Source organism: Propioniciclava flava (assembly GCF_004126535.1).
Classification (GTDB): domain Bacteria; phylum Actinomycetota; class Actinomycetes; order Propionibacteriales; family Propionibacteriaceae; genus Propioniciclava; species Propioniciclava flava.
The window spans coordinates 462,223-476,700 of record NZ_PPCV01000001.1 but is presented as its reverse complement, the minus strand read 5'-3'; the positions used below and the strand labels follow the sequence as shown (position 1 = coordinate 476,700).

7 protein-coding genes and 1 pseudogene are annotated in these 14,478 nt (G+C 66.8%); 7 read left to right on the top strand and 1 reads right to left on the bottom strand.

Going from position 1 to position 14,478, the window contains the following annotated elements; translation table 11 throughout:
• Position 1: 1 nt before the first annotated feature.
• The 6 genes and pseudogenes from trpB to C1706_RS02195 all read left to right on the top strand — a co-directional run bounded on the left by trpB (position 2) and on the right by C1706_RS02195 (position 9,855).
• The gene (trpB, locus tag C1706_RS02220; RefSeq protein WP_129457555.1) at positions 2 to 1,246 is read left to right on the top strand and encodes a tryptophan synthase subunit beta; all 1,245 of its coding nucleotides are present in this window, start codon (positions 2 to 4) and stop codon (positions 1,244 to 1,246) included.
• Entirely contained in the window at positions 1,246 to 2,079 is an 834-nt protein-coding gene (gene trpA / locus C1706_RS02215; RefSeq protein ID WP_129457554.1) for a tryptophan synthase subunit alpha, read from the top strand. Before trpB ends, trpA begins: the two co-directional genes overlap by 1 nt.
• Positions 2,079 to 2,867 (top strand): annotated as a pseudogene (gene lgt, locus C1706_RS02210) (prolipoprotein diacylglyceryl transferase); the annotation flags it as partial. The gene trpA and the pseudogene lgt, both read left to right, overlap by 1 nt.
• 376 nt (positions 2,868 to 3,243) lie before the next feature.
• Complete coding sequence (gene gltB / locus C1706_RS02205) at positions 3,244 to 7,767, top strand: glutamate synthase large subunit (protein ID WP_129457552.1); 4,524 nt, start codon at positions 3,244 to 3,246, stop codon at positions 7,765 to 7,767.
• Complete coding sequence (gltD, locus tag C1706_RS02200) at positions 7,760 to 9,226, top strand: glutamate synthase subunit beta (protein WP_129457551.1); 1,467 nt, start codon at positions 7,760 to 7,762, stop codon at positions 9,224 to 9,226. Before gltB ends, gltD begins: the two co-directional genes overlap by 8 nt.
• 113 nt (positions 9,227 to 9,339) lie before the next feature.
• Entirely contained in the window at positions 9,340 to 9,855 is a 516-nt protein-coding gene (locus tag C1706_RS02195) for a DUF1697 domain-containing protein (protein WP_164987387.1), read from the top strand.
• Here the strand turns inward: C1706_RS02195 and rocF are convergent.
• Complete coding sequence (gene rocF, locus C1706_RS02190) at positions 9,852 to 10,781, bottom strand: arginase (protein WP_129457549.1); 930 nt, start codon at positions 10,779 to 10,781, stop codon at positions 9,852 to 9,854. The genes C1706_RS02195 and rocF overlap by 4 nt on opposite strands.
• A gap of 156 nt (positions 10,782 to 10,937) precedes the next feature.
• Here rocF and dnaE point away from each other — a divergent pair, with 156 nt between their 5' ends.
• On the top strand, positions 10,938 to 14,468 hold the full coding sequence (dnaE, locus tag C1706_RS02185) for a DNA polymerase III subunit alpha (protein ID WP_129457548.1): 3,531 nt from the start codon (positions 10,938 to 10,940) through the stop codon (positions 14,466 to 14,468).
• Positions 14,469 to 14,478: the final 10 nt, after the last annotated feature.

Genomic DNA, 14,478 nt, shown 5'->3' with positions numbered 1-14,478 from the left:
CGTGAGCGCACCGCAACGGCTACCGGATAAGGCTGGCCACTATGGGATCTTCGGGGGGCAGTATGTGCCCGAAGCCCTGCACAAGGCCTTAAGCGAACTGGACGCCGCCTTCGACGAGGCGATGGCCGACCCCGCTTTCATCGCGGAACTGGACGCCTTGCGGCGGGACTACTCGGGGCGGCCGACCCCGGTGACGGACCTCCCGCGCCTGTCGCAGCATGCGGGGCGAGCCCGCCTGGTTGCCAAGCGCGAGGATCTGAACCACACGGGCTCGCACAAGATCAACAACGTGCTGGGCCAAGCGCTCCTGACCAAGCGCATGGGCAAGACGCGCGTCATCGCGGAGACGGGGGCCGGCCAGCACGGGGTCGCCACGGCCACCGCCGCCGCCCTACTGGGCCTGGAATGTCGGGTGTACATGGGCAAGGTCGACACCGACCGTCAAGCCCTCAATGTGGCCCGGATGCAGTTGCTGGGGGCAGAGGTCATCGCCGTCGAGTCGGGTTCGGCGACCCTGAAAGACGCGATGAACGAGGCGATGCGTCACTGGGTCTCCACGGTCGACACCACGCACTACCTCATCGGTACCGTCGCGGGCCCCGCACCCTTCCCGCGGATGGTCCGGGAGTTCCAGCGGGTCATCTCCACTGAGGCGCGCGCCCAGATTCTTGAGCGCTATGGGGAACTGCCCTACGCGGTCGCCGCCTGCGTGGGCGGTGGGTCGAACGCCATGGGCATGTTCGCCGACTTCATCGACGATCCCGGCGTGGGCCTGTACGGGTTCGAGGCTGAGGGCGACGGCATCGCCACGGGGCGTCACGCGGCGTCCATCACCGGCGGGGGCGTCGGCGTCCTCCACGGGATGCGCACCTATGTGCTCCAAGACGAAGACGGGCAGACGATCGAGTCCCACTCCATTTCGGCAGGGTTGGACTACCCCGGGGTCGGCCCCGAACACGCCTGGCTCGCCTCCACCGGGCGCGCCCACTACGAGCCCATCACCGACGTCGAAGCCATGGACGCGTTCGAGCTCATCACCAAGACCGAGGGGATTTTGCCCGCGATCGAGTCCGCGCACGGGGTTGCCGGGGCGTTGCGGCTGGGGCGCCGGTTAGCTGAGGAGCAGCCCGACCTGGAACCGCTGATCTGCGTCTGCCTTTCGGGGCGCGGCGACAAGGACGTCAGCACGGCCTTGGAGTGGTTCGGCTTCGACGGAACCCCCGATGAGACGGTGGGAGGTTTCTGATGACGTTCACCAACCCAGGACACTCAGGCCGCGCCTTCCTCGCCGCCAAGGAGCGGGGCCGCGCCGCACTCGTCGGCTACCTTCCTGTCGGCTACCCCGACGTGCCGACCTCGCTGAACGCCTTGAAGGCGCTGTGTACCGACGGCGACTCACCGGGCGTCGACCTGGTAGAGATCGGCCTGCCCTACTCCGATCCCATGCTGGACGGCCCCGTGATCCAACGGGCGGGCACCACTGCGCTGCGTCGCGGCGTCCGCACTCGCGACGTCTTTGCTGCCGTCGAAGCCGTCGCCTCCACCGGGACGCCCGCGGTCTGCATGACGTATTGGAGCCTGGTCGACCGCTATGGGGTGGACGCCTTCGCGCGCGACTTCGCGAACGCGGGCGGTGCAGGTTTGATCACCCCCGACCTGACACCCGATGAGGCCCAGGAATGGATGGTTGCCTCCGACGCGCACGATCTGGATCGCATCTTCCTGGTCGCCCCCAGTTCGACCGATGAGCGCATCCTCAGCACGACGGCGGCCTGCCGCGGGTGGGTGTACGCCACGGCCATCATGGGCGTCACCGGCATTCGCACCACCACGAGTTCTGCGGCGCCCGAACTGGTCGCGCGCATCCGCACGCTGGCGCCCGACACCCTCATCGGTGTCGGGCTCGGCGTCAGCAACGGCGACCAGGCGCGCGAAGTGGGCACCTTCGCCGACGGTGTGATCGTCGGTTCTGCCTTGGTGAAGGCACTCCTGGACGCCGAGGACGCCGGAACCCCCGACGACACGAAGGCCCTGCGCCGGGTCGTGGGGGATCTGACCGCCGGGGTGCGGGGGCGCTGATGAACCCGATCGCGTCGATCCCCAGCCCGCCAATCAGCCAGTTCACGCTGGGACCGTTCACCCTGCACATCTACGCGTTGTGCCTGCTCAGCGGGATCGCGTTCGCGTGGTGGCTGGGGACGCGGCGCTGGGTGGCCCGCGGCGGTCTGGCCGAGACGTTCGAGACCATCGTGTTGTGGGCGATCCCGTCCGGCATCATCGGGGCGCGGATCTATCACGTGATCACGCACTGGGACGACTACTTCGCCCCCGGACGCAACCCGATCAGTGCGTTGTTCATCTGGGAGGGCGGGATCGCGATCTTCGGCTCCCTCATGGGCGGGGCGATCGGCGCGATCATCGCGTGTCGGATCACCGGGGCCCGGCTGACGTCGTTTGCGGACGCGCTGGCGCCCGGCCTGCTGGCGGCCCAAGGCATCGGGCGGCTGGGCAACTGGTTCAACCAGGAACTGTTCGGCGGCCCCGACAACGGCCCGCTCGGGCTGGAGATCGATGTGGCGCACCGGCCCCCGGAGTACCGCGACGTCGCCACCTTCCAACCCACGTTCCTCTACGAGATGACCTGGAACCTGGTGGGCGCAGCGTTGCTGTTGTGGCTGGACCGCCGCTTCAAGCTGGGGTGGGGCAAGCTGTTCTGCCTTTACATGGTGGTGTATGGGTCGGGCCGGTTCTGGATCGAAGGGATCCGCACCGACTTCAGCTATTACTTCGGGCCGCTGCGCACCAACCAGGTGACCGCGCTGCTGATCGCCGTCGCCGGGCTGGTCCTGTTCCTGGTCCTGACCCGAGTGCGCCCCGGGCGTGAGCCGTGGGTCGAGCGTCGCGGGACCGGGGGGCCCGCGCACGTGGAGCAAAGCACGTCGGACACCGACGACGCCGCCGCCACGACGGCTGAGCACGAAGGTGGGGAGGGCACCTCCGCTACGCCGGGAGACCCCGAGCCCGGGGCTGTCCGGGGAGAGGGCGAGGCGGCGTCGCCTGAGGGAACGAGCTGACTCCCACACCCGTACTCTGAGGCTCGCGTCCGGATTCTGGACGCAGGGAATCTCCGGTTATGGACCGGCTCCGCGCGTGGCTTATTGTGTCGCTGCGCACCATGCGGTGTGGCCAGGAAGGTCGTCCACACAGGCGGCTGCCACAAAGCCCGCTGGAACGGAGACACAGATGAATCAGCTTTTCCCGCACCGCCCCGATGAGGGGCTGTACCGGCACGACTTCGAGCACGACGCCTGTGGCGTGGCGTTCGTCGCTCACTTGAGCGGCACGCCCACCCACGAGATCGTCGCCCAAGGCGTGCTCGCCTTGGAGAACCTCGACCATCGAGGGGCCACCGGCGCCGATGAGCGCGCTGGGGATGGGGCGGGCATGCTCCTGCAGATCCCCGATGCCCTCTTCCGCGACACGGTCGACTTTTCCCTGCCCCCCGTGGGCGAATACGCCGCAGGCGTCGCGTTCCTCCCGCAAGACGAAGTGGCACGCGCCGCGGCCAAGCGCCAGCTCGAATACTTGGCGATCGAAGAGGGCCTGCGCGTCATCGGGTGGCGTGCGGTTCCCACCCACGACGAGACGCTGAGCCCCATTTCGCGGGCCGTCATGCCGCACTTCGAGCAACTGTTCGTGACCGGGCCCCGCGGCACCGCAGGGATCGACCTGGACCGTGCCGTCTACCCGCTGCGCAAGCGGGCCGAGCACGAGGCGGGGATCTACTTCGCGTCCCTGTCGGCTCGCACCCTGGTCTACAAAGGCATGCTCACCACGCAGCAACTGGCTGAGGTGTTCGACGACCTCAACGACGAGCGGACCACCTCCGCACTGGTGTTGGTCCACTCGCGCTTCTCCACCAACACCTTCCCCTCGTGGGAGCGCGCGCACCCCTACCGCCTGCTCGCCCACAACGGCGAGATCAACACGGTCAAGGGCAACCGCAACTGGATGCGGGCCCGCGAAGCGCTGCTGGCCACCGACCTCATCCCCGGCGACCTGAACCGGCTGTTCCCGATCTGCAACCCCGAGGGATCCGACTCCGCCTCGTTTGACGAGGTGCTCGAACTGCTGCACCTGGGCGGGCGTTCCCTGCCCCACGCCGTGCTGATGATGATCCCCGAGGCGTGGGAGAACAACGCCGACATGGATCCGGCCCGCCGGGACTTCTACAGCTTCCACTCTTCTGTCATGGAGCCTTGGGACGGCCCCGCTTCGGTGTGCTTCACCGACGGCACCCAGATCGGCGCCACCCTCGACCGCAACGGACTGCGTCCGGGGCGTTACTGGGTCACCGACGATGGCCTGGTGGTGTTCGCCTCCGAGGCGGGCGTCTTGCCGATCGAGCCCGAGCGGATCATCGAGAAGGGCCGCCTGCAGCCGGGCCGCATGCTGTTGGTCGATCTGGCCGAGCACCGGCTCATCAACGACGACGAGATCAAGTCGACGCTGGCCGCAGCCGAACCCTACGGCGAGTGGATCGCCGAGCGCCTCGAACTCTCCGACCTGCCCGAACGCCAGCACGTCGTCCACAGCCATGCCTCGGTCACGCGCCGTCAGCAGGTCTTCGGGTTCACCCACGAAGAACTGAAGATGATCGTGGCACCCATGGCGCAGACCGGAGCCGAGCCGATCGGTTCCATGGGTTCGGACACCCCTCTGGCCGTCTTGTCGGACCGTCCGCGACTCCTGTTCGACTACTTCATCCAGTTGTTCGCCCAGGTGACCAACCCGCCGTTGGACGCGATCCGCGAAGAACTGGTCACATCGTTGCGCGCGTCGTTCGGCCCCGAGGCGAACCTCCTCTCGGCCGGGCCCCAGTCGTGTCACCAGATCGTCATCGGCTACCCCGTGCTGGATTCGGACGAACTGGCCAAGCTCGTCCGGATCAACCGCGACGGCAGTCAGCCCCAGTACGAGGCGTACGTGGTGCGCGGCGTCTACCGTCTGCTGGGCGGCCCCGAGGAACTCGAACGGCGACTGGAGGAGATCTGCGCCGAAGTCAGCGCGGCGATCGACCGCGGCTGCCGGACGATCATCTTGTCCGATCGCCACAGCAACATCGACATGGCGCCGATCCCGTCGCTGCTGTTGACCGCGGCCGTCCACCACCACCTGGTGCGCGACAAGACCCGAACGCAGGTCGGTTTGATCGTCGAGGCCGGGGACGTCCGCGAGGTGCACCACGTCGCGCTGCTCATCGGCTACGGCGCGGCTGCCGTGAACCCCTACCTGGTGTTCGAGTCGGCCGAAGATCTGGCCCGGCGAGAGATGTTCGTCACCGTCGACCCGGAGACGGCCGTCAAGAACGTCCGCAAGGCCCTGGGCAAGGGCGTGCTGAAGGTGATGTCCAAGATGGGCGTCTCCACCATCGCCTCCTACGCCGGTGCGCAGATCTACGAGGCCCTGGGGCTCTCCTCCGCCTTGGTGGAGAAGTACTTCATCGGGACCCCGAGCCGGGTCGAGGGCATTGGCCTGCCCGAGATCGCACGCGAGATCCAGGCACGCCACGACGTCGGGTATCCGATCGATCGCCGCACTCAGGCCCACCGCACCCTGGCCGTGGGCGGGGAGTACAAGTGGCGCCGCGAGGGGCCGCCGCACCTGTTCGATCCGGAGACCGTGTTCCGGTTGCAGCATGCGACGCGCCAAAAGCGGTTCGACATCTTCCAGCAGTACACGTCGCGGGTGAACGATCAGTCGCGGCGCCTGATGACGGTGCGCGGGCTGCTGGAGTTCGACCTGGATTCCCGGACCCCGATCCCCGTGGAGGAGGTCGAGCCGATCAGCGCCATCGTGAAGCGTTTCTCCACCGGGGCCATGAGCTATGGGTCCATCAGCCAAGAAGCCCACGAGACGCTGGCGATCGCCATGAACCGCCTCGGCGGCAAGTCGAACACCGGTGAAGGTGGCGAGGATCCCGAGCGGTTGCACGATCCGGCACGGCGCTCGGCGATCAAGCAGGTCGCCTCGGGCCGGTTCGGGGTGACCAGTGATTACCTCACCAACGCCGACGACATCCAGATCAAGATGGCCCAAGGTGCCAAGCCCGGCGAGGGCGGTCAGCTGCCAGGCCAGAAGGTGTACCCGTGGGTGGCGAAGACGCGCCACTCCACCCCGGGCGTGGGGCTGATCAGCCCACCGCCGCACCACGACATCTACTCGATCGAAGACCTCAAGCAACTCATCCACGACCTGAAGTGCGCCAACCCGGTCGCCCGCATCCACGTGAAGCTGGTCTCCGAGGTCGGCGTGGGGACCGTCGCGACGGGTGTCAGCAAGGCCAAGGCCGATGTGGTGCTCATCTCCGGGCACGACGGTGGCACCGGGGCAGCACCCCTGACCTCGCTGAAGCATGCGGGGGGCCCGTGGGAGTTGGGCCTGGCCGAGACGCAACAGACCCTGCTGCTGAACGGCCTTCGCGACCGGATCGTCGTCCAGGTCGATGGCCAGTTGAAGACCGGCCGCGACGTCGTGATCGGAGCGCTGCTGGGGGCAGAAGAGTTCGGCTTTGCGACCGCACCGCTGGTCGTCAGCGGCTGCATCATGATGCGCGTGTGTCACCTCGACACCTGCCCGGTCGGCGTCGCGACGCAGAACCCGGAGTTGCGGGAGAAGTACTCCGGCCACGCCGACTACGTGGTCAACTTCTTCGAGTTCATCGCCACGGAGGTGCGTGAGTTGCTGGCGCAACTCGGCTTCCGCAGCATCGAGGAGGCCGTCGGCCACGTCGAGGTCCTCAAGACAAAAGAGGCCGTCGAGCACTGGAAGGCCGAAGGCCTGGATCTTCGACCGATCCTGCACCGCATCGAGACCGACTCGGCCCTGCATTGCGTCACTACGCAAGACCACGGCCTGGACGCCAAGCTGGACAACCAGTTGATCGAGCAGGCCGCTGCGGCCATCGCGGACGGGACGCCGGTGACGATCACCGGACGCGTTTCGAACGTGGATCGCACGGTGGGCACCATGCTCGGCAACGCCGTCACCAAGGCGACGCTCGGCAAGGGACTGCCCGAGGACACCATCGACGTGACCCTGATCGGCACGGGCGGACAGAGCTTCGGGGCGTTCCTTCCCCGGGGCGTCACGCTGCGGCTCATCGGCGACACCAACGACTACTTCGGCAAGGGGCTCTCAGGTGGACGCCTGATCGTGCGGCCGGATGAGGCCTCACGCTTCGTCCCAGCCGAACAGATCATCGCGGGCAACGTCATCGGGTACGGCGCCACCTCCGGCGAACTCTTCATTCGCGGCCAGGTGGGGGAGCGCTTCTGCGTCCGCAACTCGGGTGCCTCCGCCGTGGTGGAGGGCGTGGGCGACCACGCGCTGGAGTACATGACCGGCGGCGAAGCGCTCATCGTGGGCCCCACGGGCCGCAACGTGGCCGCGGGCATGTCGGGTGGCTTGGCTTGGATCTTGGATCTGGACCGGTCACGTCTCAACACCGAGTTGGTCGACGCGGCAGAGCTGACCGATTCGGATGTGGACCGCATCGCCACGCTGCTGCGCAAGCACGCCGAAGCCACCGGCTCGACGGTGGCACAGTCTCTGCTCGATGAGGGCCCCGCCGCCTGGGCAGGACGCTTCACCAAGGTGCTGCCACGCGACTACGCACGCGTGATTGCCGCCCGCGACCAAGCGGCCGCCGACGGCCTGGACGAACACGACACGACTCAGAAGATGATGGAGGCCGCTCATGGCTGATCCCAGGGGCTTCATCAAGGTTCCCCGCGAAGTCGCCGAGCGGCGTCCGGTCACCGACCGGGCCGCCGACTGGGACGAGGTGTACCCGGGCTCCCCGGGGCGCGCCGTCTTGCCGATCATTCGGCAGCAGGCGTCACGCTGCATGGACTGCGGGATCCCGTTTTGTCATCAGGGCTGCCCGCTGGGCAACCTGATCCCGGAATGGAACGACCTCATCTACCGGGACGCATGGCGGTCGGCCACCGACCGGCTGCACGCCACGAACAACTTCCCGGAGTTCACCGGGCGCCTGTGCCCGGCTCCGTGCGAGACGGCCTGCGTGGTGGGTATCAACCGCGAACCCGTCACGATCAAGAACGTCGAGGTCGCGATCGCCGACAAGGCCTGGGATGATCGCCGCGTCGTGCCGGTCGTCCCGGAGTGGCACACCAACAAGACGGTCGCCGTCGTGGGGTCAGGGCCCTCGGGCCTGGCCGCCGCCCAGCAGTTGACCCGGGCCGGACACACCGTGGTGGTGTACGAGCGAGCCGACGACATCGGCGGGCTGCTCCGATTCGGGATCCCCGAGTTCAAGATGGAGAAGAAGGTCCTCAACCGGCGGCTGAAGCAGATGCGCCAAGAGGGCACCGTCTTCAAACCACGCACGACTATCGGCGTCGACATCACGGGAGCGCAACTGCGCGACCGGTTCGACGCCGTGGTGCTCGCGATCGGCTCGACCGTCCCGCGTGACCTTCCCGCGCCCGGCCGTGACCTGGCGGGCATCCATCAGGCGATGGAGTTTCTGCCGCAGGCCAACCGTGTCGCCGTCGGGCAGTCCGTGGAGGATCAGATCGTCGCGACCGGCAAGCACGTGGTCGTCATCGGCGGCGGCGATACCGGGTCTGACTGCATCGGGACCTCTCTGCGTCAAGGCGCCGCGTCGATCACCCAGTTGGAGATCATGCCGGCACCGCCGCAGGATCGTCCGGCCGGTCAGCCGTGGCCGACCTATCCGATGCTGTTCCGGGTCAGCACGAGCCACGAGGAGGGCGAGGTCGATCGCGAGTTCGCCGTGTCCACCACGGAGTTCGTGGGCCGCGACGGTCAGGTGACCGCACTGCGCCTGACCGAGGTCGAGTTCGTCGACGGCAAGCTCACCCCCGTCCCGGGAACGGAGCGGGAGATCCCAGCCGACCTGGTGCTGCTGGCGATGGGCTTCGTCGGGCCGCAGCAGGACGGGGTTGTCGCTGAACTGGGTGTGGATCTGGATGCACGAGGCAACATCGTGCGGGGTGCCGACTTCCAAACGACGGTGCCGGGGGTGTTCGTGGCCGGTGACGCAGGCCGGGGCCAGTCCCTGATCGTGTGGGCGATCGCGGAGGGCCGCAGTGCGGCCAACGGCGTGGACGCCTACCTTCAAGGCTCCTCGAACCTGCCCAAGCCCATCCAGCCGACCGACCGGCCGCTGGTGGTCTAGACCGGTGCGAGGCGGGCGTTTCTCCCGAGACGATGTCACGTCTGCGGAGAGGCGCCCGCCTTCATCGTGGGACGACCACCGAGCCTGAACTCACCCCCGAGGAAGGCAGGGAGATGACCAGGTATGCGGTGCTGTTGCGCGGCGTCAACGTCGGAGGGCATCGCCGCGTGCCGATGGCTCGGCTGCGCCAGGTGATGACCGCCGCAGGGCTGGAGAACCCTGCCACGTTGCTGGCGTGGGGGAACCTGCTCGTCTCCAGCGAAGGGGAGGCGTCGCACGTGAAGTCGGTCGCCGAATCGGCCATGGCCGACGCGTTCGGGTTCAGCGTCGACACCGTGGTGTTCACGCAAGAGGCGCTGCTGCACGCGGGGGAGGCGTGTCCGTTCCCTGACACCTCGCCGGTCGCCATCGCGTTCTGTTCGGGGCGCATCGATCACGACGCGCACACCCGACTGCTCGCCCTGGCGGTCCCCGGCGAGGACGTGGCCGTCATGGGGGAGTTCGCCTACCTGCGCTTGGGACGCGGGCAGGGCTCATCGAAACTGGCGGCGGGAGTGTCTCGCGCTCTGGTCCCGCTGGTGACCACGGTGCGCAACCTGGCCACCTCCACCAAACTCGCCCACGCCTAGGTGGCGCTGGGGTGCGGGGTCATCCGGAGCAGGGTGGATTTCCCGAACAGGCTCTCGACGAGATCCACCGCCAGGGTGGAGGTGGTGTTGCGGACATCCAAGGCAGGGTTGACTTCCACCACGTCCAGGGACCGCAGACGCCCGGTGTCAGCGATCATCTCCATGCACAGTTGCGCCTCGCGGTAGGTCGGCCCACCGACCACCGGGGTGCCGACCCCGGGGGCGACCGCCGGATCCACGAAGTCCACGTCGAGGGACAGGTGGACGTGGGTGTTCTCGTCCACGTCGGCCAGAGCACGACGCAGGGCCTCGCGCATCCCCACCTCGTCGATGAAGCGCATGTCGTACACGCTGAGACCCTGCTCGACGAGAAAGCGCTTCTCGCCCGCGTCGACGCGGCGCAAACCGACCTGATGCACATCGGCCGGCGTGAGGGCCGGAACCTGCCCTGAGAGCCCGGTCAGGATCTCGGGACCGAAGCCGAGAAGACAGGCAACCGGCATGCCGTGGATGTTTCCCGAAGGCGTCATGGTGGCCGTGTTGATGTCGGCGTGGGCGTCCACCCACACCACAAGCAGCCGTCGTCCTTCGGCGCGGCAGTGCCGGGCCACCGCCGAGATTGAGCCCACCGCGAGGCTGTGATCACCCCCGAGCAGGATCGGCAGGCGACCACGATGCAAAGCGTCGGCGACGGCGTCGCGCACGGCGATGTTCCACGCGGTGACCTCGGGAAGATGCCGGTACCCATCGACGGGGCTCAACCGGGGGTTGGGCGGGCCCACGAGGTCACCGACGTCCTCGACATCGTGACCCAGGGCGGCCAGCGCGGTGCCGATCCCGGCGATGCGGAGCCCACCGGGGCCCAGCCTGCAACCGGGAACGCTGGCGCCGACATCGGTGGGTGCGCCGATCAGGGAAAGGTCCATGGGGGTGCTCCTGACGCTCGTCGAAGGTGATCCGTGGGCAGTCTTCGCTGCGCGGGAGGCGGACGCAAGCAGGCGCCCCGACGCACCGCGGCACTGCGTCGGGGATTGTCGCCAGCACCGGCTAGGGTTGGGCCCCTGGGAGGTTGAACCACACTTATGGGCGACGAATTCGTTCACCTGCACTGCCACTCGGAGTTCTCGATGTTGGACGGTGCCGCACGTCTCAAAGACCTGGTCAAGAGCTGTGAGCAGATGGGCATGCGTGCCCTGGCGATCACCGATCACGGCAACCTATTTGGCGCGCACGAGTGGTACGCCACGGCCAAGGGGAGTTCCGTCAAGCCGATCATCGGCCTGGAGTCCTATCTGACGCCGAAGACGCACCGCAGCGAGCGCAAGCGCGTCCAGTTCGGCGACGGTACCGGCGATGACGTCGCGTCCAAGGGCGCCTACACCCACATGACGATGTGGGCCTCCAACAAGGAGGGCATGCACAACCTGTTCCGGTTGAGTTCGCTGTCGTCGCTGGAGGGGTTCTTCTACAAGCCCCGCGCCGACCGGGAACTGCTGAACCGTTACGCGCCGGGGCTCATCGCTACCACGGGATGCCCTTCTGGTGAGGTGCAGACCTACCTGCGGCTAGGCCAGTACGAGCAGGCGGTGGAGTCGGCGGCCGAGTTCCGTGACATCTTCGGCAAGGGCAACTTCTATGTTGAGTTGATGGATCACGGCCTCGACATCGAGACCCGCGTCCGGGCTGATCTGCTGCGGCTGGCCAAGCAACTCGACCTGCCGCTGGTCGCAACCAACGACCTGCACTACGTGCACGCCGAGGACGCCGAGGACCACGACACCCTCTTGTGCGTGAGCGCCGGTTCGAACAAGGACACCCCTGGCCGGTTCAAGTTCGACGGGTCGGGCTACTACCTCAAGAGCCCCGCGGAGATGCGGCAACTGTTCAGCAATCTCCCCGAGGCCTGCGACAACACCTTGGAGATCGCCGAGCGGTGCAGCACCGAGTTCGATGAGGGCACAGGCATCTACATGCCTGCCTTCCCGGTGCCCGAAGGGGAAACCGAAGAGTCCTGGTTCGTCAAAGAGGTCGACCGTGGCCTGCACGAACGCTTCCCCGATGGCGTCCCCGAGTACGCGATCCGCCAAGCCGAGTACGAGGAAGGCATCATCATCGGCAAGGGCTACGCCGGGTACTTCCTGGTGGTGGCCGACTACATCTTGTGGGCGAAGAACAACGGCATCCGGGTGGGGCCCGGGCGTGGGTCGGGCGCCGGTTCGATGTGCGCGTTCGCGATGCGGATCACCGATCTCGACCCGCACCCCCACGGCCTGATCTTCGAGCGCTTCCTGAACCCAGAACGCCCCTCGATGCCCGACTTCGACGTCGACTTCGACGAGCGTCGTCGTGGCGAGGTCATCAAGTACGTCACCGAGAAGTACGGCGACGACAAGGTCTGCCAGATCGTCACCTACGGCACCATTAAGGCCAAGCAGGCGATCAAGGACGCGGGTCGCGTCCTGGGAAAGCCGTACGCGCTGGGTGAGCAGATCACGAAGGTCTACACCCCGCCCGTGCAGGGCAAGGACGTCGCGATCGCCGACGTGTTCAACCCCGAGCACGACCGCTACGGCGAAGGCACCGAGTTTCGTGAACTCTACGAATCCGAGCCTGAGGTGCGGCAGGTCGTCGACACCGCCCGCGGGATCGAAGGGCTGAAGCGGCAGTGGGGCGTTCACGCGGCTGGCGTCATCATGTCCAGCCGCAACCTGATGGACGTCATTCCCGTCATGAAGCGGGAACAAGACGGGCAGATCATCACCCAGTTCGACTACCCGACGTGCGAAACATTGGGCCTGGTCAAGATGGACTTTCTGGGGTTGCGTAACCTCACCATTTTGGACGATGCGGTGCGCAACGTGAAGATCAACGCCGGGGTGGATCTCGATCTGGACGCGCTGGCCCGCAAACCCGACGATGCTGACACCTACGACTTGTTGACGCGCGGGGACACGCTGGGCGTGTTCCAGTTCGATGGTTCGGGCTACCGGGCCTTGTGCCGGCTCATGCGTCCGGACAAGTTCGCCGACATCACCGCGCTCGGTGCCCTGTACCGGCCCGGCCCGATGGGTACCAACACCCATGTCAACTACGCCATGCGCAAGAACGGCCAGCAGCCGGTCACGCACATTCACCCCGAACTCAGCGAAGCGCTGGAGAAGTTGCTGGGGGAGACGTACGGCCTGCTGGTCTACCAAGAGCAGGTCATGCAGATCGCTCAGGAGTTGGCGGGCTACAGTCTGGGCGCCGCCGACTTGCTCCGGCGGGCCATGGGCAAGAAGAAGAAGTCCGTGCTGGATGCCGAGTTCGCGAACTTCGAACCCGGCATGAAGGCGAATGGCTATTCCTCCGAGGCCATCGCGGCCCTGTGGGAGACGATGGTCCCGTTCTCCGCGTACGGGTTCAACAAGTCTCACGCAGCCGCCTACGGGGTGGTGTCCTACTGGACGGCCTACCTGAAGGCGCACTATCCAGCCGAGTACATGGCTGCCCTGCTGGAGTCGGTCCGTGACGACAAGGACAAGTCGGCCATCTACCTGGCCGAGTGTCGACGCATGGGCATCCACGTCCTTCCACCGGACGTGAACGAATCCCAGGGACGGTTTACCCCTGTCGGCTCCGACATCCGCTTCGGGCTGGGGGCGATCCGCAACGTCGGCAACAACGTCGTTGGGGGGATCGTGGAGGCGCGTCAAGAGCATGGCCGCGCCAAGGACTTCAATGGCTTCCTCGATCAGGTTCCTGCGGTGGTCTGCAACAAGCGGGTCATCGAGTCGCTGATCAAGGCGGGCGCCTTCGATTCGATGGGGCACACCCGCCGAGGCCTGATGGAGGTCTTCGAGCAGAAGGTGGACGAGGTCGTTGACCTCAAGCGCAACCAGGCCAACGGTCAAGATGACCTGTTCGGCGAGTTCTTCGGCGACGACGACGCGGGGGCGGGCGCGTTGGCCGCCTCCCCAGTGCCGGAGCTTCCCGAATGGGAGAAGATGACCCGCCTGGCTTTCGAGCGAGAGATGCTCGGCCTCTATGTCAGCGATCATCCGCTCCAGGGGCTGGAACACATTTTGGCCGCCAACAGGGACGTGAGCATCGCTCACCTGGGCGCAGAGGACGGCCCCAAGGAGGGCACGGTCACGATCTGCGGCATGATCACCGGCATCCAACGCAAGCAGACCAAGGACGGCAAGATCTGGGCCATCTTGACGGTGGAGGATCTGGAAGCCGCTATCGAGGTCATGGTATTCAACAAGGCGTATGCGCCGGTGGCGATGTCGCTGGGGACCGACGTGGTGGTGCGGATCCGCGGGCGCCTGCGTGAACGCGACGAGTCGGTGGAACTCACCGCCTCGGATGTCTCCTTCCCCGATGTCAGCACCTCTCAAGCGGGCCCGGTGACGATCTCGTTGCCGACAGCCCGCTGCACCCCCGAGGTGGTAGAGCAGTTGAAGTTCACCTTGCGGCAGCATCCCGGGTCCCAGGAGGTCCGCTTGCGCCTGCTCAGCCCGCAGCGGGCGACCTTGTGGCGCTTGGATGATCGTCTGCGGGTGCAACACTCGGGTTCCCTGGTTGCGGACCTGAAGGCGCTCTTGGGGCCGTCGAGTGTCAGCGCCTAGCATGCAGACC